This is a genomic window from Burkholderia sp. BE17, assembly GCF_009362305.1.
Lineage (GTDB): Bacteria > Pseudomonadota > Gammaproteobacteria > Burkholderiales > Burkholderiaceae > Burkholderia > Burkholderia pyrrocinia_C.
This window is the reverse complement of record NZ_WHNU01000016.1, coordinates 19,607-41,147: the sequence shown is the minus strand read 5'-3', so window position 1 is coordinate 41,147 and position 21,541 is coordinate 19,607. Positions and strand designations below refer to the sequence as shown.

Here is a 21,541-nt window from a genome sequence, read left to right as displayed (position 1 = left end):
ATGACGACGCTGAAGCAAACCCCTTCGCAGACGGTTGGCCCGTACTTCGCATACGGCCTGTGCCCGCAGCAATACGACTACGACCTGAAGAGCCTGTTCACGCCGACGATCGCCGCGACGCACGCCGAAGGCGAGCACGTGCTGCTGGTCGGCCAGGTGTTCGACGGCGACGGCAACGTCGTCGGCGACGCGGTGCTCGAATTCACGCAAGTGGACGGCACGGGCCGCTACCCGGCGTCGCGCGACGACATCGCGAAATCCGGCTTCACCGGTTTCGCGCGAGTCGGCACGGGCACCGATGCGCAGCACCGCTTCGTCGTCGAGACGGTGAAGCCGGGCCGCATCGCCGCCGATGACGCGCCGCACATCAACGTGACCGTGATGATGCGCGGGATCCTCTCCCATGCGTTCACGCGCGTGTACTTCGACGACGAAGCCGCGGCGAACGCGGCCGACCCCGTGCTGAATGCGGTGCCGGCCGAACGCCGTGCGACGCTCGTCGCGAAACGCGACGCGCAGCCGGGCCGCCCGGTCGTCTACCGCTTCGACATCCGCATGCAGGGGCCGGACGAAACGGTGTTCTTCGACGTCTGACGCACGCGCCGGCGCAGGCCGGTTCCGGATACAGACGCACCGCCGCGTGGCGCGATACCGACATGCATCGCGCCACGCGGCGTTTTTCGTGTTTGGTCGCAATCTTTCGATGCTGCGCCGCATCGCGCCGAGCCGCGGGTGCCGATGTCCATTGGTCGGGGCTTCTGCCCCCAGATCAAACGCGCGATTGAAACGCATGCTGCGACAGCACATGAATCGTCGGGCCGACAGGATATCGTTTGCGTGTTATGCGGCGTATTCTTTGGTATCCACAATGAGCCGGCCGGATTGAATCTAAAAAAGAAACAATCCCGCAAGCAATGCGCGACACCGCCCTGCCGGCTGTGCGCGTTTTTTTCTGACCGAGTGCCTTTAAGCGCGTCTGACCGAATCGGGCAGGCGCGTATTTTTTTGTGGCCGTAGCGGGCGAACGGGCGTGGCGTCGACTCCTTTCACCTAGCGCCGAATCTCCAGATACCGGCTCGGCGTGTCGCCCAGAATGCGGCGAAACGCCGACGTGAACGCGCTCGCGCTCGCATACCCGAGATCGAGCGCGACGCGCGTCACCGGCTGCCCGTCGCTCAGGCGGGAAATCGCCGCGAGCATGCACACCTGTAGGCGCCATGCGGCAAAACTCACGCCCGTCTGCGCGCGAAACTGCCGTGTGAACGTGCGCCGGCTCACGCCCACGTCGGCGGCCACGCGGTCGAGATCGGCCGCGATCGACGGCGACGCGAACAGGTGCCGGCACACCTTCGCGAGCCGTGCGTCGGCCGGCAGCGGCGCATGCAGCGACAGGCGCGGCATCGTCGCGATTTCCGCGATCAGCAGCGCCATCAGCTTGCCCGCGCGGCCGTCGACGTCGTACATGGCCGGCAGGTCGATCGCATCGTCGATCAACTGCCGCAGCAGCGCGGACACGCCATACACGCCGCACTGCGCGGGCAGGCCCGCCTCCTGCGCGGCGTCGCCGGACACGAACGTGTTGAGCATCGTGACCGGCCCGGTCATCGTCATTTCGTGCCGCACGCCGGCCGGCACCCAGCACGCGCGCTGCGGCGGCACCAGCCAGCGACCGTGCGGCGTCGACACGCTGATCGTGCCGCGCGACGCGAACGCGAATTGCCCGCGCCCGTGCGCGTGTTCCGGAAACGTCGTGCCCGCCGCATAGTCGTTGGCGGTCACGACCACGCTCCGGGGAATGTGTTCGTAGGGATCTAACAGCGTATTTCTCACGGCCCGAATTCCATCATCAATGACCCGATATCGAAGGCGGGTCTCCTTCGATCCATCTACGATCCGCTCCACGCTTGCGCGACCTGACGGCCGCAAGACCCGTCGGCCCGATCGGCCGGATAACAACCTCATCGGAGCGGAGATGCCGAATACGTTTCATCGCGTGGGGGACGGCCCCCACCCTGTTCTCGTGCTGCACGGCTGGTTCGGCGACGCCCGCGCGTTCGAACCTGTCGAAGCATGGCTGTCGCGCGAGCACTTCAGCTATGTGTTCATGGACTACCGCGGCTACGGCAGCATGCGCGACGCACGCGGCGACTACACGATCGACGAGATCGCCGCCGATGCCCTCGCGCTCGCCGACGCGCTCGGCTTCCCGACCTTCAGCCTCGTCGGCCATTCGATGGGCGGCATGGCGATCGAGAAGATCGCCGCCGTCGCGCCCGATCGCGTGCGCGCGCTGGTGCCGATCGCGCCCGTGCCGTGCGGCGGCCTGCCGTTCGACGCCGAGCGACGCGCGCTATTCGAGCGCGCCGCCGACACCCTCGCCGATCGCAGGACCATCATCGATCGCAGCACGGGCGGCCGGCTACCCGCCGCCTGGGTCGAGTGGAAAGCCGCGTATTCGGCAGCCTGTTCGTCGCCGCACGCATTCGGCGCGTACTTTCGCGCGTGGGCCGATACGGATTTCAGCAACGAGATCGCGGGCGTCCATCCGGTGAAAGTGCTGATCGGCGAGCACGATCCGGCGTTCGACGCGGCACTGATGGCGCGCACCTACCTGCGGCGCTATCCGCGCGCCACCGTCGACGTGCTGAGCAATGCGGGCCACTATCCGATGAACGAGACGCCGCTCGCGCTGGTCACGGCGATGGAAGCGTTCCTGCTCGCCGCGACGGCACACCCGGTCGCCAGCGACTGACCCGCCGCACGCAAGCGGCATCGTTGCGGCGCGCATCACCGCAACATGAACGACATCGCCGACAGGCTGTTCAGCGTGCGCACCACATGCTCGACCGATGGCCCGTCGAAGCGCAGCGTCACCGCATCGACGCGCTCGAGCGACGGCAGCACGCAGAACAGGTCGGCCAGCGCGGCCGTCTGCACGCGCAGCGTGCAAGCGGCCGGCGCGGGCCGGTGGGCGCCCGCGCGCAAGCCTGCCGACAGCGCCTGCGCGACCGTTTCGCGCGCGGCGGCCGCGATGCGCGCACACGATGCAGCAGGCGTGAGCGTGTCGCCGCTCGATGCGCCACCGGCTGTCTTGACCGTCTCGAAACGCGCATCCGGAAACAGCGGCTGCGTTTCCTCGGCGAACACGTCGTCACCGGTTGCCAGTGCGACGTGCGCGCCGTATTCGCGCGCCAGCGCGCCGTACAATCCGGCTTCACCGATCTCGACGCCGTTCAGCCATACCTGCGTGAACGCGAAGTTGTTGATCGTGTGCGCGAGCACGCCGCGCGTCTGCGATTTCGCGTGATAGCCGATCATGAACACGAGGTCGGGCTGCTGTTCGAGGCCCGCCATCATCCCGAGCGTGCGCGGCTTGCCGAGCACGACGCGCGTGCGCGCATCGAGCCCGTCGGGCAGCAGGTTGCGAAAACCGCCATGCGAATCGTTGATCCAGACGGCCTGCGCGCCGCCCGCGAACGCGCCTTCGATCGCTGCGTTCGCCTCGGCGGTCATCCAGCGGCGCGCGCGCTCGTATTCCGGATTGCCGGCACGTGTTTGCTCGGTGGCGAATACACCGGCGACACCCTCGATGTCGGTCGAGATCAGAATCTTCATGACTGGGTAAGACGCCCTTCGTTGCCTTCGTTGAACAGGTGATCGAGATCGGGCACCGCATCGCGCAGCGATTGCCGCACATGGCTGTCGCGCCCGGCGACCGTCACGGCCTGCAGCAATGCATCGGCGATCGCGTGCTCGACGCTTTCGGCCGCGGCCATGAACAGCGGATCGAGCGCCGCATCGGCCACGAGGGCCGGCAGCGCGATGGTCGACGCGTCGTGCGCGATCGTGTACGCGGTCGAGAATGCGAGCGCGATGTCGCCGCTGCCATGCCCGTAGACGGAGCCCGTGCGGGCCAGCCCCGCGCCCGCGCGGCGCGCGAGCCGCGACAGTTGCCGCGCATCGAGCGGCGCATCGGTGGCAAGCAACAGGATGATCGAGCCCCGCTCGGGCGGCGCCGCGTGCGCGGCAGCGGCCGCATGCCGCTGCGCGACGATGCGCCCGAGCGGCACGCCGCCGAGCGTCAGCATCGGCAGCCGGCCGAAATTCGCGAGCACGAGCGCGCCGACCGTATAGGGCCTGCCGGCCGCGACGGCAACGCGCGACGCCGAACCGATCCCGCCCTTCAGGTCGAAACACGACATCCCGCGCCCGGCTCCCACCGCGCCGCGTACGACGTCGCGCGACGCGGCGCGGCATGCGTCGTCGTAATGCGCGGCCGTCACCGCGAATGCCTGGATGTCGTTCAGATATCCGTCGTTGCACTCGAACACGAGCGGGTTGACGGTCGGCCAGTCACGGCCGATCTGCGGATTCGCGGCGACGGCCGCGCGTATCTGCGCGTTGGCAACCGCACCGACCGCGAACGTGTTGGTCAGCGCGATCGGCGTATCGAGCGTGCCGAGTTCGTCCACCTGCACGAGCCCGACGCTCTTGCCGAAGCCGTTGATCACGGCTGCGCCGGCCGGCACCTTGCTGCGGTACACGTCGCCCGGATGCGGCTTCACGACGGTCACGCCGGTCTGCACGTTGCCGGCATCGAGCGTGCAATGGCCGACCGTCACGCCCGGCACGTCGGCGATCGTGCCGCGCGGCCCGGCCGGCAGCGTCGCCGTCCACATCGGAGCAGCAAGCATCAGCGGCGCTCCAGCTTCGGGTCGAGCGCGTCGCGCAGCCCGTCGCCGAGCAGGTTGAACGCGAGCACGGTCAGGAAGATCGCGAGGCTCGGGAACACCGCGATGTGCGGCGCCGTCACCATGTCCGCACGCGCCTCGTTGAGCATCGCGCCCCACTCCGGCGTCGGCGGCTGCGCGCCGAGCCCGAGGAACGACAGGCTCGCGGCCGTGATGATCGACGTGCCGATCCGCATCGTGAAGTAGACGACGACCGACGACACGGTGCCCGGCAGGATGTGCCGCATGATGATCGTCCAGTCCGACGCGCCGATGCTGCGCGCGGCCTCGACGTAGGTCATGTGCTTGAGCATCAGCGTGTTGCCGCGCACGAGCCGCGCGAACGCCGGGATGCTGAAGATCGCGACCGCGCAGATCACGTTGATCATCCCGTTGCCGAGGATCGCGACCACGCCGATCGCGAGCAGGATCCCGGGAAACGCGAACAGCACGTCGGCGATGCGCATCGTGATGCGGTCCCACCAGCCTTCGTAGTAGCCGGCGAGCAGCCCGAAGATCGTACCGATCAGCGCGCCGAGCGCGACCGAGAAGAAGCCGGCCGCGAGCGAGATGCGCGTGCCGGTGACGATCCGGCTGAAGATGTCGCGGCCGAGCGAATCGACGCCGAACCAGTGCACGGCCGACGGCCCCGCGTTCAGTGCGTCGTAGTCGAAGTAGTTCTCCGGATCGAACGGCACGATATGCGGGCCGACGAATGCCAGCACGACGAGCGCCAGCACGAAGCCGCCCGCGACGAGCGCGACGGTCTGCTTGCGGAACTTGCGCCAGAATTCGCGCCACGGCGTGCGGATCGCGGTCGATGCGGCAGGCGCCGCGGTCTGGACAGTCGCGTTCATGCGCGCCTCACTTGAACCGGATGGTCGGATTGATGACCGCGTACAGCACGTCGACGGTCAGGTTGATCAGAATGAATTCGAGCGAGAACAGCAGCACGATCGCCTGGATCACCGGGTAGTCGCGCATCGTCACCGCATCGACGAGCAGCCGCCCGAGCCCCGGCCAGTTGAACACGGCCTCGACGACGATCGAGCCGCCGAGCAGGAAGCCGAACTGCAGCCCCATCATCGTGACGACCGGGATCATCGCGTTGCGCAGGCAGTGCTTGAGCACGACCATCGGCTCGTGCACGCCCTTCGCGCGCGCGGTGCGCACGAAATCCTCGTTCAGCACCTCGACGAACGACGCGCGCGTGAAGCGCGCCATCACGGCCGCAACCGCGGCGCCGAGCGTCAGCGACGGCAGCACGTAGCTCTTCCACGTGCCGTCCGGCACGACCGGCAGCCAGCCGAGCTTCACCGAGAAGATTTCCATCAGCAGCATGCCGAGCGCGAACGCGGGAAACGAGATGCCCGACACCGCGATCGTCATGCCGATGCGGTCGGGCCAGCGATTGCGCCACACCGCCGACGCGATCCCGATCGCCATGCCGAACAGCGTCGCCCACACCATGCTGACGAGCGTCAGCAGCAGCGTCGGCATGAAACGCTCGCCGATCTCGGTCGATACCGGCCGCTTGCTGCGCGTCGACATGCCGAAATCGCCGTGCGCGATCTTCACGAAGAAATTCGCGAACTGGGTGGGCATCGGCTTGTCGAGGCCGAGATCGGCGCGCACGAGCGCGACCGTCGCGTCGTCGGCTTCGGCGCCGGCCGCGAGCCGCGCGGGGTCGCCCGGCAGCAGGTGCACGAACAGGAACACCAGCACCGCGACGATCGCGAGCGTGGGCAGCAGGCCGAACAGGCGTTTGACGAGGAAATTCAGCATGGGGCACCGATCGAGTCAGCGCGCCGGCAGCTTGCGCCGCCGGCGCCGCGTGGCGGGCAAACCGCCGTCATTTCAGCGAGATCTCGTCGAAGTTGAACGAGCCGTCCGGCATCACGTACATGCCCTGCAGGCGCTTGCTGCGCGCGTAGACGATCTTCTCCTGCACGAGGAAGATCCACGGCGCGTCGGCCCAGATCTGCTTCTGCGCATCGGCGTAGAGCGTCGCCTTCTTCGTGCGATCGGTCGTAGAGAGCGCCTGCGCGAGGTCGTCGTCGACAAGGCCGTTCTTGTAGTACGCCGTGTTGTACAGCTTCGGCGGCGCCGACTCCGAAGCAAGCAGCGGCGACAGCGCCCAGTTCGCCTCGCCGGTCGACGCCGACCAGCCGCTGTAGTACATCCGCACCGGCGCCGTCGCCGCGTCCTGGGCACTCTCCACCCGGGCCACCCGCTCGCCGGCCTCGAGCGCCTGCACCTGCACCTTCACGCCGACCTGCGCGAGCTGCTGCTGGACGAACTGGATCAGCTTCTGCGCCGTCGTGTGATTGTAGGCAGACCAGAGCGTCGATTCGAAGCCGTTCGGATAACCGGCTTCCTTCAGCAACGCGCGTGCCTTCGCCGGGTCATACGGCCAGGGCCCGAGTTTCGTTGCGTATTCGACGCCCATCGGCGCAACCCCCGTCTGCGGTGTCGCGTAACCGGCGAACACGACCTTCGCGAGCGCATCCTTGTTGACCGCGTAGTTCAGCGCTTCACGTACCTTCGGGTTATCGAACGGCTTTTGCCGTGTGTTCAGCGAAATGTAGCGTTGAATGATCGACGGCGCCTCGATCAGGTCAACCTTCGGATTGCTCTTCAGATCGTTCGCCTGCTCGAACGGAATCGTGAATGCAAAATCGGCTTCGCCGGTCTTGATCAGCGCGGCGCGCGTATTGTTGTCGACCACCGGCTTCCAGTCGATCGCGTCGATCTTCGGATAGCCCTTCTTCCAGTAACCGGCGAATTTCTTCACCTTCATGTCGTCGGTCTGCTTCCATTCGACGAACTCGAACGGCCCGGTGCCGACCGGATGCAGCGACACGTCGCGCCCCCACTTCTTCAGCGAGGCCGGCGAAATCATCACCGCGGACGGGTGCGCGAGCGTATTGATGAACGCCGAGAACGGCTCGCGCAACGTGAACCGCACCGTGGTCGGATCGACCACTTCGGTCTTCTCGATCACCCGGAACAGGCCGTACCGCTTCAGCTTGTTCGCCGGATCGGTCACGCGGTCGAAATTCGCCTTCACCGCGGCGGCATTGAAGTCGGTGCCGTCGTGGAATTTCACGCCCTGGCGCAGCTTGACCGTGTACACCTTCGCGTCCGGCGACGCCGTATAGCTGGTCGCGAGCACGTTGACGAGCTTCATGTTCTTGTCGAAACCGAACAGACCCTCGTAGAACGACTTGACGACAGCCTGCGACACCGTATCGTTCGCGTCGTACGGGTCCATCGTCGTAAACGTCGAGTACACGGCAACCACGACGTTCTGCTGCGCGAACGCGGGCATCGCGGCCGACAACGCGAACGCGCCGGCACCCGCAGCGAGCAGCGCGCGCGGACGGAACATCGGGAACGAATGCGGCTTGTTCATCTTGTTGGGCTCCTGTGGATGATTCGGTAACGCATGGTGGAAATCGCGGCGTGACTGCCCCCGCTCGGGAAAAAGACGCCGTTGCCTCGCTCGTGCGCAGCTGCGGTCCATATGCAACCTCCCGCGCGTTCAGTACGCGCCGCCGACGCGATGCGTCGCGACGTAGTGATCGGGACCGACCGCGACCAGCGGCACGACGACCGGCTCGTCGCCGGCCGCGCGGATCGGGCTCGGGATCTCGTCCACCGCGAGCTGGCGCGGCGCATGCCGGCGCGCGGGATCGGCCACGGGCACCGCGCTCATCAGCTTCTTCGTGTACGGATGCTGCGGCGCTTCGAACACCGCGCGGCGCGGGCCGATCTCGACGATCTGGCCGAGATACATCACCGCGACGCGATGGCTGACGCGCTCGACGACGGCCATGTCGTGCGAGATGAACAGGTACGCGACGCCGAGCTCGCGCTGCAGGTCGAGCATCAGGTTGACGATCTGCGCCTGCACCGACACGTCGAGCGCCGACACCGATTCGTCGGCGATCACGACCTTCGGGTTCAGCGCGAGCGCACGCGCGATCGCGATCCGCTGGCGCTGGCCGCCCGAGAATTCGTGCGGATAACGACGCGCCGCCTCGGGCGGCAGGCCGACCTTGTCGAGCAGCCAGTCGACGCGCGCCTGCGCTTCGCGGCCACTCGCGACGCCGTGCACCAGCAGCGGCTCCATGATCGAGAAACCGACCGTGAGGCGCGGGTTCAGCGACGCGAACGGATCCTGGAAGATGAACTGGATGTTCCGGCGCAGCGCCTGCAGGTCCGGGCCCTTCAGCGCGCTGATGTCGCGGCCGTCGAATTCGATCGAGCCGCTCTGCGATTCGACGAGGCGCAGCAGCGAGCGGCCGGTGGTCGACTTGCCGCAGCCCGACTCGCCGACGAGCGCGAGCGTTTCGCCCGCGCGCAGCTCGAAGCTCACGCGCTCGACCGCATGCACGTATTGCGACACGCGGCCGAACACGCCGCTCTTCACCGGAAAGCGCGTGACGAGATCGCGCACGCTCAGGATCGGCGACGAAGCCGGGTCGACGGGCGGCTGCACATCGTCGTTCGCCGCAGGCGCGGGCGCCGCGGCGCTCGCGCCGTCCACCTTCAGCAGCGGGAATTTCCTGGGTATGTCGGTGCCCTGCATCGAGCCGAGCCGCGGCACGGCCGCGAGCAGCGCACGCGTGTAGCGATGCGCGGGCGTCGCGAAGATGCGATCCGATTCGCCCTCCTCGACCTTCTCGCCGCGATACATCACGAGCACGCGGTCGGCCACCTCGGCCACCACGCCCATGTCGTGCGTGATGAAGATCACGCCCATGTTCATCTCGTCCTGCAGCCCGCGAATCAGTTGCAGGATCTGTGCCTGGATCGTCACGTCGAGCGCGGTCGTCGGCTCGTCGGCGATCAGCAGCGCGGGCCGGCACGACAACGCCATCGCGATCATCACGCGCTGCCGCATCCCGCCCGACAACTGGTGCGGATAGCGCACGAACACGCGGCGCGCTTCCGGGATGCGCACCAGATCGAGCAGCCGCAGCGCTTCCGCGCGCGCTTCGGCCGCGCTTTTCGACTGGTGCAGCGCGATCGCCTCGCTGATCTGGTCGCCGACCGTAAACACCGGGTTCAGCGACGTCATCGGCTCCTGGAAGATCATCGCGATGTCCGAGCCGCGGATGCCGCGCATCGTCGCGGCGCTCGCCTGCGCCAGATCGACCAGCGCGCCGCCACGGCGCCGGAACGCGATCCGGCCGCTCGTGATCGCGCCGCCGCCGTGCTCGACGAGCCGCATCAGCGCGAGCGACGTGACCGACTTGCCGGAACCCGATTCGCCGACGATCGCGAGCGTCTCGCCGCGATCGACGTGAAACGACACGTTGCGCACCGCGTCGAACGTCGCGCCTTCGCGGCGGAACGTGACCGACAGGTCTTCCACGGCGATGACGCGCTGCTCGGGCAGCGCCAGGCCGGACGGGTTACGGCTCGAACTCATGCGTATCTCCTCGTGCGATCCGGAATCAGGCTGCGTCGTCGCGATAGATGCCGACGACGGGCGCTTCGCCCACGCGCGCGTAGCCGCGGTACATCCCTTCGGTATTGAACGGCATCGCGACGTTGCCGTGCGCGTCGACCGCGATGATCCCGCCTCGCCCCGCCAGGCGCGACAGCTTGTTCATCACGACGTCGTGCGCGGCGTCGGCCAGCGACGCGCCGCGATACGCAATCTGCGCGGCAACGTCGTGCGCGGTCGCGAGCCGGATGAACGTCTCGCCGGTGCCCGTCGCCGATACCGCGCAGGTTGCATCGTCCGCATAGCAGCCCGCGCCGATGATCGGCGAATCGCCTACGCGCCCCGGCTGCTTGTTCGTGATACCGCCCGTCGACGTCGCCGCCGCGATGTGGCCGTGCAGGTCGCACGCGACCGCGCCGACCGTGCCGTGCTTGCGGTCCGGATCGAGCGGTTCGGCCGGCTGCGGCTGCGGCTGTGCCTGCGATGCGCCGAACGCGAACGTCGCCGCATCGTGGTCGAGCATCATGCCGGCCGCCGCGCGCGCCTTGAGCCACTGCGCATGACGCGCTTCGGTGTCGAAGTAGCCGGGTTCCGCGAGTTCGAGCCCCTGCGCGGCCGCAAACGCATCGGCGCCCGCGCCGGCGAACAGCACGTGTTCGCTCGCCTCCATCACGCGCCGCGCGGCCAGCACGGGATTGCGCACGCGCGTCGCGCAACAGATCGCGCCGGCGCCGAGCGTCGCGCCATCCATGACCGCCGCGTCGAGTTCATGCTTGCCTTCGGCCGTGTACACGGCGCCGCGCCCGGCGTTGAACAGCGGGCAGTCCTCGAGCATCCGCACCGCGACGGTGACGGCGTCGAGCGCGCTGCCGCCGTCGGCCAGCACTTGTTGCGCGGCCTGCAGGATCGCGGTCAGTTCGGCACGGTACCGACGTTCGGTGTCGGTATCCATCGCATCGCGCAGGATCGTGCCTGCGCCGCCGTGAATCGCGACGATCGCGGGTGAAGTCATGATTTTTTCGGACGGGTGGAAGAAGGGTTGGCGGCCGGCAGCGCCGCTTGCGGCTGCACGAGCCACGGCAGCAGGAATTCGGTCATCTCGGCGGCGGATTTCGCGGACCGGTGCGTGCGCAGCGCGACCGCATCGATCAGCGCCTCGATCATCGTGAGCACGGCCGCTTCCGACGTGGCCGCGAAGCGCCGTTCGGCGTTGACGTACAGGTTCAGCGACGCGATCGGCGCAAGCGGCGATCCCGGGCCGTCGGAGAGGCCGAGCACGCGCGCGCCGCGCGCCGCCGCGCGGCGGGCCAGCTCGATCGTGTCCTTCACGTAGCGCGGAAACGCGAGCGCGATCACGAGATCGCGCGAGTCGACCGTATACAGGCGCCGCGCCGCGTGCGACGGGCCGCCGAGCAACGCGAGCGACTGCACGCTGTCGTGACACACGGACAGCCCATGCTCCATCAGCCCGGCGAGAAACGCGCTCGACCCCGCACCGAGGATCAGCACGCGCCGCGCGCCGACGATCGCCTCGACCGCGGCCTCGACATCGGCCGCGTCCAGTTGTGCGCGCGTGTTCTCGATGTTCGCGACGGCCTGGTCGAACACCGCGTCGATCCACACGGCACCGCGTACGCCGGGCTCCTGTTCCTGCGCGGAACGCAGCCGCTCGACCGGCCCGAGCGTCGCCTCGAAGCCGCGCACGAGCGCCGCGCGCATCGCCGGATAGCCGTCGAAGCCGAGCGCCTTCGCGAAGCGGTTCGCGGTCGCGATCGACGCATTCACGGCCTGCGCGAGTTCATCGATCCGCATCGTCGCCGCGCGAAACGGATTCGCGAGCACGAATTCGCCCATGCGCCGGTGGATCGGCGTCATCAACGGCATTGCCGACGCGATCCGCTCGGCGATCGCGGGTTCGTCTTGACTGGCGTCGTGCGAAACGAGAGGCGTCATGCGAATGATTGTTGCAAGGAAGATGAAAATCAATTTACACAATCCGCAGCCAAGAAAAAATAAATTTTCATCAGGGTTGTCACGCCCCATCCTGCGCCCATCGCTCTCCAGGCCATCGCACAGCCCCGCCGCACGGGCATTCGCACGCAACCGCCGTGTGTTTCCGCTCGCGCCGCCTCCCCTCCCATCGGGAAAACCCCGAGCAAGTTCGTTCGAATGCAAATTCACGTTGACCGGATTCGCATTCGAACATAGGATGTTCGAAAATGATCAGTCGTCCGATAACATCCGCATCCAATGACGACGAAATGTTCGCTCGAACAGCATCATTTCGATAGAAACCGGTAAAACCGGCGCCCATCAAGATCGGACATCGTACAAATAAGCCGAAAAAGCCTTCCTGACCGGACGGCTTGCATGGATCAGGCAGGTGCCGCATGCCCGCCCTGCCCAACAGGAGACAGCAGTGAAAACAGTCAAGGCGTTGCGCTGGTGGATCATCGTGCTCGTGTGTCTCGGCACGATCCTCAACTACCTCGCACGAAACTCCCTCGCGGTGCTCGCCCCCGAGCTGAAGCAAGTATTCGCGATCTCGACGCAGCAGTATTCGTACATCGTCGGCGCGTTCCAGATCGGCTACACGATCATGCAGCCCGTTTGCGGGTTCATCGTCGACCTGATCGGGCTGCGGCTCGGGTTCGCGCTGTTCGCGATGCTGTGGTCGGTGGTCGGCGTCGCGCACGGCTTCGCGTCGGGCTGGCTGTCGCTCGGCATCCTGCGTGGCTTTCTCGGGCTGTTCGAAGCCGCCGCGATTCCGTCGGGGATGAAGGCCGTCGCCGAATGGTTTCCCGATCGCGAGAAGTCCGTCGCGGTCGGCTACTTCAACGCGGGCACGTCGCTCGGCGCCGCGATCGCGCCGCCGCTCGTCGTGTTCATCTCGATGCGGTTCGGCTGGCAGTCGGCGTTCATGGTCACCGGCGCGCTCGGCTTCGTGTGGGCCGCGCTCTGGTACACGCAATACCGGTCGCCGGCCGACCATCCGCGCATCACGCCGCAGGAGCGCGCGCTGATCCGCGACGGCCAGGCCACGATGCCGCCGGTGTCGAAGCGCCGCATCCGCGACGTCGTCACCGCGCGGCGCTTCTGGGCCATCGCGCTGCCGCGCTTCTTCGCCGAACCCGCGTGGCAGACCTTCAGCTTCTGGATTCCGCTGTATCTCGCGACCGAGCGCCACATGCCGCTCACGCAGATCGCGATCTTCGCGTGGATGCCGTTTCTCGCGGCCGACGCCGGCGGCATCGCGGGCGGCTACCTGTCGCCGTATCTCGCCAACCGCTTCAAACTGCCGCTCGTGTGGTCGCGCGTCGCCGGCGTCGCGCTCGGCGCGGTGCTGATGCTCGGGCCTGCGATGATCGGCCTCGTGTCGTCGCCGTACACGGCCATCGCGCTGTTCTGCGTCGGCGGCTTCGCGCACCAGATGATCTCCGCGCTCGTCAATACGCTGTCGGCCGACGTGTTCGATTCCGAGGAAGTCGGCACCGCCAGCGGCTTCGCCGGGATGGCCGCGTGGATCGGCGGGCTCGGTTTCTCGCTGCTGGTCGGCGCGCTTGCCGACAAGATCGGCTATGCGCCGCTGTTCGCGTGCCTCGGCCTGTTCGACCTCATCGGCGTCACGCTGCTCGCGGTGCTGATCCGCGGGCAGTCGAAGCAGGAACGCCTGCTCGCACGGCACGCCTGACATTCGCTCTCACCAGGAATCGCCTTCATGACTTCGCTTCTTCATCCGCCCGTGTTCCGCATCGCCGGCCGGCACGCCAACCGCCTGCTGCTCGCGTCCGACGCGGGCGCGACCCTCGAGATCTTCGTGCTCGAAGACGACATCGTGCGGGTGCGCGTGTTGCCCGACGCGACGGCACGCAACCCGCGCACGTGGTCGATCGCACCGGGCCTCGACGACGTGCCGCTCGACGGCCGCGACCGCCTTGATCTGGACGGCTTCGCGCTGCCTTCCTGGAGCCTCGTCGAAGACGACGACGGCCTGTGCATCGAAACCGCGCAGATCCGGCTCGCGGTGCGCTTGCAAGGCGGCCATTGCACGTGGTCGATGCGCGGCGCGGACGGCGCGTGGCGCGTCGCGCTCGCCGACCGCGCGACGCAGGCGTACAACTTCGGCTGGTGGGACGAGCGCGCGTATCACTACGTCGCCCGCGAGCGCGGCGACAAGGTGTTCGGCCTCGGCGAACGCGCGGGCGACCTCGACCGCACGGGCGCGCGCTTCGAGATGCGCAACATCGACGCGATGGGCTACAGCGCGAAGCACACCGACCCGCTGTACAAGCACATCCCGTTCTACATCACGTGGTCGCCCGCTGCGTGCCAGGGGTTCGGCCTCTTCTACGACACGCTGTCGGACTGCTCGTTCGACATGGGCCGCGAGCTCGACAATTATCACGGCCCGTACCGCTATTTCGTCGCCGAGCACGGCGACCTCGACTACTACTTCATCGCATCGCCCGGCACGCCGCTCGCGGCCGCGCGGCGCTTCACGTGGCTCACCGGGCGCCCCGCACGCACGCCGAAATGGGGCCTCGGCTATTCGGGCTCGACGATGAGCTACACCGATGCGCCGGACGCACAGCAGCAGATGAACCAGTTCGTCGAGCAGTGCGACGCGCACGACATCCTGTGCGATTCGTTCCACCTGTCGTCGGGCTATACGTCGATCGGCGCGAAGCGCTACGTGTTCAACTGGAACCGCGACAAGTTTCCCGACGCGAAGGGTTTCGTGAAGCACTACCGCGACCACGGCATCCGCCTGTGCGCGAACATCAAGCCGTGCCTGCTGCGCGACCATCCCGCATTCGACGAAGCCGCCAGGCGCGGGCTGCTGATCCGCTCGGCGTCCGGCGAGCCCGCGTGGGTGCAGTTCTGGGACGAGGTCGGCGCGTATCTCGACTTCACGCAGCCGGACGCGTATCGCTGGTGGCGCGAGCAGGTCACGTCGGCGCTGCTCGAATACGGGATCGATTCGACCTGGAACGACAACAACGAATACGAGATCTGGTCGCCCGACGCGATCGCGCACGGCTTCGGCCGGCCCTTCCCCGCGCGCGAGGCGAAGGTGCTGCAGACGATGCTGATGATGCGTGCGTCGCGCGACGCGCAGCGCGCGCATGCGCCGGCGCAGCGGCCGTTCCTGGTGTCGCGCTCCGGCGGCGCCGGCATGCAGCGCTACGTGCAGACCTGGTCCGGCGACAACTATACGTCGTGGGAAACGCTGCGCTACAACCTGAAGATGGGCCTCGGGCTCGCGCTGTCGGGCGTGTCGAACATCGGTCACGACATCGGCGGCTTCTCCGGGCCCGCGCCATCGCCCGAGCTCCTGCTGCGCTGGGTGCAGTTCGGCATCTTCATGCCGCGCCTCAGCATCCATTCGTGGAACGACGACGGCACCGTTAACGAGCCGTGGATGTATCCGGAGATCGCCGCGCAGGTCGCGTCGCTGATCAAGCAGCGCTACCGGCTGCTGCCTTACCTGTATCACCTGCTGTGGCTGTCGACGACGCGCTACGAGCCCGTGCTGCGGCCGACCTTCGCCGATTTCCCCGCCGATGCGCGCTGCTACGACGAGTGCGACGACATGATGCTCGGCGACGCGCTGCTGGTCGCGCCGGTCGTCGATCCCGGCCGCACGGAGCGCACGGTCTACCTGCCGTCGGGTGCACGCTGGATGTGCTGCGCGAGCGCGCAGTCGTTCGACGGCGGCGCGAGCATCACGCTGCCCGCGCCGCTCGATACGCCGGTGATGCTGCTGCGTGAAGGCCGCGTGCTGCCGCTGAACGTCGCGGCACAGCATTTCGGCGCGCGCGCCGACACGCGCGGCTTCCTCGTCGCGCCGCGCATCGAGGACGGCGTCGCGTACGGCGAATGCGTCGAGGACGACGGCGAGACGGAGGCGTGGCGCGACGGCGAATACGGACTGTGGCGGATCGAGACCGGCCGCGAGGCGTCGGGCGCGCTCGGCGTGTCGGTCCGTTGGGACGGCCGCCCGGCCCGCCCGGCCGACCGCGTCGAGATCCTGCTGCCCGCGTCGCTGCAAGGCCCGCTCGCCGTCCGCGGCGCGCGCGTCGAGCAGGATGTACAGGACGGCGCATGGCGCCGCATCGTCGTCGCGTTCGATAGCTGACCGCGCACGCCGCACCGATCGGGCGGGCCGTTCGCGCGGCCCGCCTCCCGCCACAGAGGAGGTGCTTCAGCCTCCCGCCCCGTTGAACTGATGAAGAGATCTGGAGATCGACAATGAAAGCACCCGCCAATCGATATGCAATCCTGATTTTATCGGCCGCATCGCTCGGCGCGACCGCCGCCCACGCGCAGAGCAGCGTGACGCTGTACGGCGTCGTCGACGATTCGCTCGCATACGTGAACAACCAGCAGGGCCACTCGAACATCTACATGCGCGACGGCAACCTGTATGCGTCGAAATTCGGGCTGCGCGGCGACGAGGATCTCGGCGGCGGCACGCACGCGATCTTCGACCTGCAGTCCGGCTTCAACCTGAACACCGGCGCGCAGGCCGCCGCCGGCACGATCTTCAATCGCCAGGCGTTCGTCGGGCTGCGCAACGATCGCTACGGCACGCTGACGGCCGGCCGCCAGTACACGCCCTACTTCCTGTTCGTCGGACCGTACGCGTCGAGCAGCTGGCTGACCGGCGCGACTGGCGCGCATCCGGGCGACATCGACGGCCTCGACACGACGATCCGCGTGAACAATTCGGTAACCTATACGTCGCCGACATTCTCCGGGCTGAGCGCGAGCGCGATGTACGCATTCGGCGGCATTGCCGGCGCGACCGGCAAGGGCAATACGTTCAGCGCCGCGCTGCGCTACGCGAACGGGCCGGTCGGGATCGCGGCCGGCTACCTGCGCATCAACAGCTCGGGCTCGTCGGCGGGCTTCCTGAACCCGGCCACCGCGTCGTCGGGCAGCTTCGCGGTGTCCGTGCTGAACCAGGGCTACCTGACCGCGAAGGCCATCGAGCACGTCGCGGCGGCAGGCAACTACACGCTCGGCAACCTGACGATGGGCGTCAACTATTCGAACGTGAAGTACCTGCCCGGCAACGGCTCCGCATTCACCGACACGGCCGTGTTCAACACCTACGGCGCGCTTGCCGCGTACCGCTTCACGCCGGCGTTCGCGGTAGCCGGCGCGTTCGCGTACACGCTCGCGTCGAAAGCGAACGGCGTCGCGAGCGCGGCCCGCTACCAGCAGTATTCGCTGAAGGAGTCGTACAGCCTGTCGAAGCGCACGACGCTGTATGCGCTGCAGGCGTACACGCATTCGAGCGGGCAGACGCTCGGCGCGCAAGGCGCCGGCCACGTCATCGACGCGGCGCCGATCGTCGGCGATTCGCAGCAGCTCACGCCGTCGACGACGCACGGCCAGTTCGTCGGCATGGCCGGGATCGCCGTCACGTTCTGAGCGCCCCCAGACCGGTCGCTTCGCGCCAGGCCCCCCGAGGGGGTCAAGAAAACTTGGGGCGGCCCAGCGTTTTCTTGAGAACCCGCACGGCTGCGCCTGCAGCGCGCTGCCCGCGCCCCGGACGATGCGCATTGCCCGCGCCGTCCGGGCGCCGGAAGCCCGGCGCCCACCAGTCTTTCCACGCCCCGTCCGCCCGCCGCGCGAACCGTACGGGTGTTCTCGATCGCCGCAATACCTTACAATTCGTCAGGTTGCCCCCTTCTGCATGCCCCTTCTTGCAGTCCTGACACCGCGGTACACTCGACGCACGCCGTAGCAGGGTCCGCCGCGCAACCTGCGCGCCGGACGGCGTCGCGCCTCGTTGCGCCCACAACTGGATGCCCGACATGCCAGATTCCCATCCCTCCCCGCGCACGACATTCAAGCCGCAGGTCGTCCTGCCCTCGCTCGCGGTCATCGGTGCGCTGCTCGTCGTGTGCGCATTGCTCCCGAGCGAAGCCGGCGCGCTGTTCTCCGCCGGCCAGCAATGGGTCATCGCGCGCTTCGACTGGTTCTACGTACTCGCCGTCACCGGCTTCCTCGTGTTTCTCGTGCTGATCGCCGCGAGCGACTTCGGCAACATCCGGCTCGGCCCCGACGACGCCGAACCCGAATTCAGCTTCCTATCGTGGACGGCAATGCTGTTCGCGGCCGGCATGGGCATCGGGCTCATGTACTTCGGCGTCGGCGAGCCGATGCAGCACTTCCTGAAACCGCCGACCGTCGACCCCGGCACGCCCGCCGCCGCGCGCGAGGCGATGCTGATGACCTTCTTCCACTGGGGCTTCCATGCATGGGCGATCTACGGGCTGATGGGACTCGTGCTCGCGTACTTCGGCTTTCGCTACAACCTGCCGCTGACGCTGCGCTCGGGGCTGTATCCGGTGCTGCGCGAGCGCATCAACGGCTGGATCGGCCACACGGTCGACGCGTTCGCGCTGGTCGGCACCGTCGCCGGCATCGCGACGACGCTCGGCTACGGGGTGATGCAGATCAGCGCGGGCCTGCATACGGTCGCCGGCTGGGACACGGGCAGCAATGCGTTTCGCATCGGGCTCGTCGCGCTCGTCGTGATCCTCGCAGGGTTGTCGGCCGCAAGCGGCCTCGACAAGGGCGTGCGCCGGTTGTCCGAGCTGAACCTGCTGCTCGCGTTCCTGCTGCTGGCATTCGTGGCCGTCGCGGGCCCGACGGCGTTCCTGTTCCGCGCGCTCGGCGACAACATCGGCCAGTACCTGTCGAGCCTCGTCGACCTGTCGTTTCGCACCTATGCGTATGCGTCGCCGCGCGAGGAAGGCTGGTTCGGCGGCTGGACGATCCTCTACTGGGCGTGGTGGATCTCGTGGTCGCCGTTCGTCGGCATGTTCATCGCGCGCATCTCGCGCGGCCGCACGATCCGCCAGTTCGTGATCGGCGTGCTGCTCGTGCCGACCGCGTTCAACCTCGTGTGGATGACCGTGTTCGGCAACAGCGCGATCTGGCTCGACACGCACGGCGCCGCCGGCGCACTCGCGCAGACGGCCACCAACGTCGATTCGCTGCTGTTCCGCTTCTTCGATTTCCTGCCGTTGTCGCAATGGCTGTCGATCGCCGCGATCGTGCTGATCGCAGTGTTCTTCGTTACGTCCGCCGATTCCGGCGCGTTCGTGATCGACCAGATCGCGACGCGCGGCACCGCGCATTCGCCCGTCTGGCAACGGCTGTTCTGGGCCGCGCTGCTCGGCGTAACGGCCGCGGTGCTGCTCGTCGCGGGCGGGCTCGGTGCGCTGCAGGCGATGACGCTGATCGCCGCGCTGCCGGTCGCCATCATCATGCTCGCGCTCTGCTACGGGCTGTGGCGTGGGCTCGCGGCCGACCGTGCGCACTATTCGCAGGAGATCGCGCCTGCGGCGAGCTTCTGGACCGGCCAGCACTGGCGCCACCGCCTGACGCACATCCTGCGGCAGACGACCGAGGCCGAGGCGCGCCAGTTCGTCGCCGAGACGGTCGAGCCCGCGCTGCGCAAGGTCGCCGACGAACTGCGCGCGGGCGGCGTCGATGCGCACGTGCAGCGCGACAACGACGACGCCGTGCGGCTCACCGTGCCGACCGCCGAGCACCGCGATTTCGTGTACGGCGTGCGCGTGACGGTGAAATCCGCGGCTGCGTTCCTGGTGCGCGAGGCGGCCGAGCCGGAAGCGGCGCGTGCGCACGTATACGGGATCGTCACGTTCTTCGAGGACGGGCGGCTCGGCTACGACCTCGAATACCTGCGCGGCGACGAAGTGATTGCCGACGTGCTGCGCCAGTACGAGCGTTACGTGTCGCTCGCGGCCGACAAGCGCACGCACCTGCTGAGCCGCGCGCCGGGACACGCGACGGAGGCCGAATGAGCACGCACGCCGCAGCCTTTGCCGCGCCGCGCCGGTCCGCCATGCCCGAAGGAGCCGCGCGATGAGCGGGCTCCTGCAAAGCCGCGCCGCCGACCTCGTCGCGCTCGGCACGCTTGCCTTGCTTTATCTCGGCGGAGCCGGCATCGCCCTGTGGCGGATTCGGGCCGCGACGCCGCGCGGCAAGCTCTATTGGGTCGTCTGCACGGCGCTGCTGGCGGGCGGCGCCGTCGCGATGGGCGACAACCTGTCGCCCGCACCGAACAGCGGTGAAATGCCACCCGGTTTCGCGCTCGGCGTCGAGGCCGTCCTGCTCGGCCTCGCGCTGGTTGCCGGTGGTTGCGCGTGGCTGATGCTGCGCGCGCGCAAACGCTGACGCGCGCATGTCGCGCGGCGCTGTTGCGGCATGCGCGAACAGCAATGCGCAGGGCCGGCAGGCGGCCCTTTCCCGATCCGCCTTTTATCGCAACGCGTTACGCGGACGGCGCACGCGCCGTCACGAGCCAGCACGCCGCGTCGAAGCGCACCTCCGCGCCGTGCACGTAACGCTCGAACGCGGCACGCACCGTGTCGACCACGCGCCGCCGCGCCGCGTCGTCCGCCTCCAGCAACGCGAGCCCGACCGGGCCCAGCCGCGCGATGTAGTCGTTCAGCGCTGGCTCGGGCAACGCGCACGCCATATCGACCGGCTCGATCACAATGTCGGTCCAGCCGCTGCCCGACAGCACCGACGCGATCCGCTGCCGGTCGCCGAACGCGAACTGCCCCGGCGCGCCGGGCCGGCGCGCGGGCAGGTTCGGCAGCAACGGCGCGGCGGCCCGCTCGGCCGTCGTCATGAACGGGTTGTCGGCCGCGCTGCGCCACGCGACGAACCGCATCTGCGCGTCCGGCCGCGCCGCGTGCCGCAGATGCGCAAACGCCCGGACCGGATCGTCGAAGAACATCACGCCCAGGCGCGACACGATCAGGTCGACGCTCGCGGGCTCGAACGCATGCGTCTGCACGTCCGCGCGCACGAAGCGGGCATGAATGCCGCTGCGTTCGGCGCGCGCCCGCGCGGCGTCGATCATCCGGGCCGAGATGTCGATGCCCGTGCATCGGGCTTCCGCGCCGAGCCGGCGCGCGATCGCGAGCGTGACCGCGCCCGTGCCGCAGCCGACGTCGAGCACGCCGCGCGCGGCCGACGCGGCCGCCGCATCGGCGAGCAGCGCCTCGAACGGCTCGAACATCCGGTCGAGCGCCGCCTGCGCATCGACCCATGCACGCCCCGACGGGCCATTCCACAGCGCCGATTGTTCGTCGTTGGGCAGGTTGGTTTCCATCGTCGCTTCCCCTTCTCGTTCGTTGATCATGAAGCGCACTATGCTGCTTCAAGCCGGCTTGAGGTCAAGGCCCCGGCCGCGATACCCGGCGATACCCGACGCGAAGGCGAGCCCCCCGTCGCGCCCCCGGTTTTTCACATTTCTTACATTCGCGCTGCGTATCGTTGACGGCTTTCCTACGGTGCC

Annotated in this window: 17 protein-coding genes; 7 read left to right on the top strand and 10 right to left on the bottom strand. The window is 68.1% G+C overall.

Annotated elements, in window-relative coordinates; translation table 11 throughout:
• Entirely contained in the window at nucleotides 1-594 is a 594-nt protein-coding gene (pcaG, locus tag GD429_RS15610; protein WP_152857710.1) for a protocatechuate 3,4-dioxygenase subunit alpha, read from the top strand.
• A gap of 456 nt (nucleotides 595-1,050) precedes the next feature.
• Here the strand turns inward: pcaG and GD429_RS15605 are convergent, their stop codons facing one another.
• Nucleotides 1,051-1,830 carry a helix-turn-helix transcriptional regulator gene (locus tag GD429_RS15605; protein WP_321574632.1) on the bottom strand — a complete coding sequence of 260 codons (780 nt, stop codon included), beginning with the start codon at nucleotides 1,828-1,830 and terminating at the stop codon, nucleotides 1,051-1,053.
• 142 nt (nucleotides 1,831-1,972) lie between these two features.
• On the opposite strand from GD429_RS15605, the gene GD429_RS15600 reads away from it, so the two are divergent.
• Entirely contained in the window at nucleotides 1,973-2,752 is a 780-nt protein-coding gene (locus tag GD429_RS15600; protein ID WP_152857708.1) for an alpha/beta fold hydrolase, read from the top strand.
• A 35-nt stretch (nucleotides 2,753-2,787) separates the two neighbouring features.
• Here GD429_RS15600 and GD429_RS15595 read toward each other — a convergent pair whose 3' ends face one another.
• From GD429_RS15595 to GD429_RS15560, 8 genes are all read right to left on the bottom strand, one after another.
• On the bottom strand, nucleotides 2,788-3,615 hold the full coding sequence (locus tag GD429_RS15595; RefSeq protein WP_152857707.1) for a M55 family metallopeptidase: 828 nt from the start codon (nucleotides 3,613-3,615) through the stop codon (nucleotides 2,788-2,790).
• A complete protein-coding gene (locus GD429_RS15590; protein WP_152857706.1) occupies nucleotides 3,612-4,694 on the bottom strand; it encodes a P1 family peptidase in 1,083 nt (360 codons plus the stop codon). Before GD429_RS15590 ends, GD429_RS15595 begins: the two co-directional genes overlap by 4 nt.
• Nucleotides 4,694-5,587: a glutathione ABC transporter permease GsiD gene (gene gsiD / locus GD429_RS15585; protein WP_152857705.1), complete on the bottom strand. Its 894-nt coding sequence runs from the start codon at nucleotides 5,585-5,587 to the stop codon at nucleotides 4,694-4,696. The genes GD429_RS15590 and gsiD overlap by 1 nt, the downstream gene beginning before the upstream one ends.
• A 7-nt stretch (nucleotides 5,588-5,594) precedes the next feature.
• Complete coding sequence (gene gsiC, locus GD429_RS15580) at nucleotides 5,595-6,515, bottom strand: glutathione ABC transporter permease GsiC (protein ID WP_152857704.1); 921 nt, start codon at nucleotides 6,513-6,515, stop codon at nucleotides 5,595-5,597.
• 67 nt (nucleotides 6,516-6,582) lie between these two features.
• The gene (gene gsiB, locus GD429_RS15575; RefSeq protein ID WP_152857703.1) at nucleotides 6,583-8,145 is read right to left on the bottom strand and encodes a glutathione ABC transporter substrate-binding protein GsiB; all 1,563 of its coding nucleotides are present in this window, start codon (nucleotides 8,143-8,145) and stop codon (nucleotides 6,583-6,585) included.
• Nucleotides 8,146-8,274: 129 nt separating this feature from the next.
• Nucleotides 8,275-10,170, bottom strand: coding sequence for a dipeptide ABC transporter ATP-binding protein (locus GD429_RS15570; RefSeq protein WP_152857702.1), 1,896 nt, complete (start codon nucleotides 10,168-10,170; stop codon nucleotides 8,275-8,277).
• 25 nt (nucleotides 10,171-10,195) lie between these two features.
• On the bottom strand, nucleotides 10,196-11,200 hold the full coding sequence (locus GD429_RS15565; protein WP_152857701.1) for an isoaspartyl peptidase/L-asparaginase family protein: 1,005 nt from the start codon (nucleotides 11,198-11,200) through the stop codon (nucleotides 10,196-10,198).
• Nucleotides 11,197-12,141 carry a MurR/RpiR family transcriptional regulator gene (locus GD429_RS15560; protein WP_152857700.1) on the bottom strand — a complete coding sequence of 315 codons (945 nt, stop codon included), beginning with the start codon at nucleotides 12,139-12,141 and terminating at the stop codon, nucleotides 11,197-11,199. The genes GD429_RS15565 and GD429_RS15560 overlap by 4 nt, the downstream gene beginning before the upstream one ends.
• A gap of 466 nt (nucleotides 12,142-12,607) precedes the next feature.
• On the opposite strand from GD429_RS15560, the gene GD429_RS15555 reads away from it, so the two are divergent.
• The 5 genes from GD429_RS15555 to GD429_RS15535 all read left to right on the top strand — a co-directional run bounded on the left by GD429_RS15555 (nucleotide 12,608) and on the right by GD429_RS15535 (nucleotide 20,409).
• On the top strand, nucleotides 12,608-13,879 hold the full coding sequence (locus tag GD429_RS15555) for an MFS transporter (RefSeq protein ID WP_072436590.1): 1,272 nt from the start codon (nucleotides 12,608-12,610) through the stop codon (nucleotides 13,877-13,879).
• 27 nt (nucleotides 13,880-13,906) lie between these two features.
• The gene (locus GD429_RS15550) at nucleotides 13,907-16,327 is read left to right on the top strand and encodes a glycoside hydrolase family 31 protein (RefSeq protein ID WP_152857699.1); all 2,421 of its coding nucleotides are present in this window, start codon (nucleotides 13,907-13,909) and stop codon (nucleotides 16,325-16,327) included.
• A 113-nt stretch (nucleotides 16,328-16,440) separates the two neighbouring features.
• A complete protein-coding gene (locus GD429_RS15545) occupies nucleotides 16,441-17,628 on the top strand; it encodes a porin (protein WP_152857698.1) in 1,188 nt (395 codons plus the stop codon).
• A 386-nt stretch (nucleotides 17,629-18,014) separates the two neighbouring features.
• On the top strand, nucleotides 18,015-20,036 hold the full coding sequence (locus GD429_RS15540) for a BCCT family transporter (protein ID WP_152857697.1): 2,022 nt from the start codon (nucleotides 18,015-18,017) through the stop codon (nucleotides 20,034-20,036).
• Between the two features lie 61 nt (nucleotides 20,037-20,097).
• Nucleotides 20,098-20,409: a hypothetical protein gene (locus GD429_RS15535; RefSeq protein WP_152857696.1), complete on the top strand. Its 312-nt coding sequence runs from the start codon at nucleotides 20,098-20,100 to the stop codon at nucleotides 20,407-20,409.
• A gap of 97 nt (nucleotides 20,410-20,506) precedes the next feature.
• Here the strand turns inward: GD429_RS15535 and GD429_RS15530 are convergent, their stop codons facing one another.
• Nucleotides 20,507-21,355 carry a class I SAM-dependent methyltransferase gene (locus GD429_RS15530; protein ID WP_152857802.1) on the bottom strand — a complete coding sequence of 283 codons (849 nt, stop codon included), beginning with the start codon at nucleotides 21,353-21,355 and terminating at the stop codon, nucleotides 20,507-20,509.
• Nucleotides 21,356-21,541 lie beyond the last annotated feature (186 nt).

What these genes read in the sequence shown, in the direction of transcription:
- pcaG (WP_152857710.1), top strand. Translation starts at nt 1, where the DNA reads ATGACGACGCTGAAGCAAACCCCTTCGCAGACGGTTGGCCCGTACTTC.
- GD429_RS15600 (WP_152857708.1), top strand. Translation starts at nt 1,973, where the DNA reads ATGCCGAATACGTTTCATCGCGTGGGGGACGGCCCCCACCCTGTTCTC.
- GD429_RS15595 (WP_152857707.1), bottom strand. Translation starts at nt 3,615, where the DNA reads ATGAAGATTCTGATCTCGACCGACATCGAGGGTGTCGCCGGTGTATTC.
- GD429_RS15590 (WP_152857706.1), bottom strand. Translation starts at nt 4,694, where the DNA reads ATGCTTGCTGCTCCGATGTGGACGGCGACGCTGCCGGCCGGGCCGCGC.
- gsiD (WP_152857705.1), bottom strand. Translation starts at nt 5,587, where the DNA reads ATGAACGCGACTGTCCAGACCGCGGCGCCTGCCGCATCGACCGCGATC.
- gsiC (WP_152857704.1), bottom strand. Translation starts at nt 6,515, where the DNA reads ATGCTGAATTTCCTCGTCAAACGCCTGTTCGGCCTGCTGCCCACGCTC.
- gsiB (WP_152857703.1), bottom strand. Translation starts at nt 8,145, where the DNA reads ATGAACAAGCCGCATTCGTTCCCGATGTTCCGTCCGCGCGCGCTGCTC.
- GD429_RS15570 (WP_152857702.1), bottom strand. Translation starts at nt 10,170, where the DNA reads ATGAGTTCGAGCCGTAACCCGTCCGGCCTGGCGCTGCCCGAGCAGCGC.
- GD429_RS15565 (WP_152857701.1), bottom strand. Translation starts at nt 11,200, where the DNA reads ATGACTTCACCCGCGATCGTCGCGATTCACGGCGGCGCAGGCACGATC.
- GD429_RS15560 (WP_152857700.1), bottom strand. Translation starts at nt 12,141, where the DNA reads ATGACGCCTCTCGTTTCGCACGACGCCAGTCAAGACGAACCCGCGATC.
- GD429_RS15550 (WP_152857699.1), top strand. Translation starts at nt 13,907, where the DNA reads ATGACTTCGCTTCTTCATCCGCCCGTGTTCCGCATCGCCGGCCGGCAC.
- GD429_RS15545 (WP_152857698.1), top strand. Translation starts at nt 16,441, where the DNA reads ATGAAAGCACCCGCCAATCGATATGCAATCCTGATTTTATCGGCCGCA.
- GD429_RS15540 (WP_152857697.1), top strand. Translation starts at nt 18,015, where the DNA reads ATGCCAGATTCCCATCCCTCCCCGCGCACGACATTCAAGCCGCAGGTC.
- GD429_RS15535 (WP_152857696.1), top strand. Translation starts at nt 20,098, where the DNA reads ATGAGCGGGCTCCTGCAAAGCCGCGCCGCCGACCTCGTCGCGCTCGGC.
- GD429_RS15530 (WP_152857802.1), bottom strand. Translation starts at nt 21,355, where the DNA reads ATGGAAACCAACCTGCCCAACGACGAACAATCGGCGCTGTGGAATGGC.